This window comes from Leyella stercorea, assembly GCF_019052365.1.
GTDB lineage: Bacteria > Bacteroidota > Bacteroidia > Bacteroidales > Bacteroidaceae > Prevotella.
Window position 1 is genome coordinate 1 of sequence record NZ_JAHQUY010000148.1, and the last position, 1,770, is coordinate 1,770.

At 32.3% G+C, this 1,770-nt stretch carries 3 protein-coding genes; all 3 read right to left on the reverse strand.

What is annotated here, in order from left to right:
* Window positions 1-146: 146 nt before the first annotated feature.
* Window positions 147-770: a hypothetical protein gene (locus tag KTQ90_RS13170; RefSeq protein WP_217318807.1), complete on the reverse strand. Its 624-nt coding sequence runs from the start codon at window positions 768-770 to the stop codon at window positions 147-149.
* A gap of 67 nt (window positions 771-837) precedes the next feature.
* Complete coding sequence (locus KTQ90_RS13995; protein WP_217348442.1) at window positions 838-927, reverse strand: HNH endonuclease; 90 nt, start codon at window positions 925-927, stop codon at window positions 838-840.
* Window positions 924-1,151, reverse strand: coding sequence for an RHS repeat domain-containing protein (locus tag KTQ90_RS13180; RefSeq protein ID WP_254359732.1), 228 nt, complete (start codon window positions 1,149-1,151; stop codon window positions 924-926). The genes KTQ90_RS13995 and KTQ90_RS13180 overlap by 4 nt, the downstream gene beginning before the upstream one ends.
* Between the last annotated feature and the right edge of the window lie 619 nt (window positions 1,152-1,770).

Sequence of the window (1,770 nt, forward strand, 5' to 3'; positions counted from 1 at the left end):
AACAAAAAAAATAATTTATATTTTCCCATATTATTTCTTTTAATATTATGAGTCTACTTTAAGAGATTTTTTAAGGTGAGAGAGGCTTGCTGGTAATCTTTAGGTCATTTGAAGCCCTCTTTAGTTTATTTTACACTCTCTGGAAATCAAACTTCTTTAGTTCCAATTTTCTTTAGCAAGGAACTGATTCGTGAATCTTTAATTGTAAGACAGTATTCTATAAAAGAAGAAACACTGGGAGCTTGCCATTTTAGGCAAGCTTTTACTAATCCGAATTTTGGATCTAATATTCCTTTGTCCACGTTCTCACCAAAATGCCAAAAATACAGTATTATTAACTCTTGTTCTTCTATATTAGGAGTCATATTGTCCTCGCCCAAAACATTTAAAAAACCTTCTCCAATAGAAAAGCCAATGTTTCCAAAAGATTTTATGATAGGAGATACATCTCTCATATTCAATCTAACAATTCTGAAATATGCAGCAGCAGCTTCCATCGTTACCATATCATGCTCCATATTTTTTTTTACTATTTGTTCTAACAAAGGTAAGGCTTTAACCAAATGCTGTTTACCTATTATTTTAATTGCCTCGACTTGTACTTCCCATGATATATTTCTTTTATATCTTTCTTCGAAAATATCAACTACTGTATTCCCAAATTCATGGAAATAATTGCGTTGAAGTTTTTTTAAGGCCTTTAACAAATCTGCCGCTTTTTTACTTGCAAGCAATTTTTTTAATTGTACTATCGTTTCTGTTTTATCCATTATTTGAAATTTTAGAAACTTGCCAATGTTATTTATGGCATTGGCAAGTTTTGGGTTAATGAATTAGTCAATGATTGCTCTTTTGACCATTTTGTTTTTTAGATAGGACTTGGGCATTTCTTGTAGAATTACTACCTCCCTTACTTCGTGGTATTATATGGTCAACTTCTGCTTGGTCAGTACATTTCCGAGTGCATCATACGTGAAGGTGGTGATGCCGCTTGCAGTATGGTTTACTTCCGTGCGGCGGTCACCCATGTCGTAAGTGGATGTGGTAACATTGCCCTCCGTGTCTGTGACCCTTACAAGTCGCTGGATGCCGTCGTACTCGAAGGTGGTGGTAATCTCACCGTCTGGGCCGCTGTGCTGGATGGTGAGCATTGTACAGAATGATTTAGTATCATCACTTATGAGAACACTTTATTTTAGAATAATTTTATTTTGCTATGCTTTTTAAAAAATCTATACATAATTGTAGATATAACAATAAGCAATACTAATATAAAATACGATAATACCCATGTGAAAATAGAAAAAATAGTGTCATTGACCCTTATCTCTATTCCATTATTGTAATATAGAAGGTCATATGGTACGGTTTGGGTTGCAAAAAAATTAATCAAATAAGATTCTGATGAGTTTAGGTTTATAAAATATACTATAAATGCGCATAAGCAAATTAACGGTATCTTACAAATCCAATCTCTTTGAATTCCCAATAAATATACAGTTATCAATGCTAAAATAGATATTGGAGACAATATTATCCAAGCATAAAGTAATACGATTGGAAACCAATTTATTATGTCATGAACACTGCATGATATAATTCCTAATATTGATGTCATAAGAGCACATATTAAATATGCTCTTATGACCATTTTAAAACTCAATTTTCTCATTTAATATTTGTTAAACCATCATTATTATAGCTTGACACAGTTTATTTTGCACTCTGTTCTATGAAGTTTTATCTATGCAGAAATATCTGTAGCCGTGT

Coding starts and splice junctions, on each gene's coding strand:
- KTQ90_RS13180 (WP_254359732.1), bottom strand. CDS start 1,151: ATGCTCACCATCCAGCACAGCGGCCCAGACGGTGAGATTACCACCACC.
- KTQ90_RS13170 (WP_217318807.1), bottom strand. CDS start 770: ATGGATAAAACAGAAACGATAGTACAATTAAAAAAATTGCTTGCAAGT.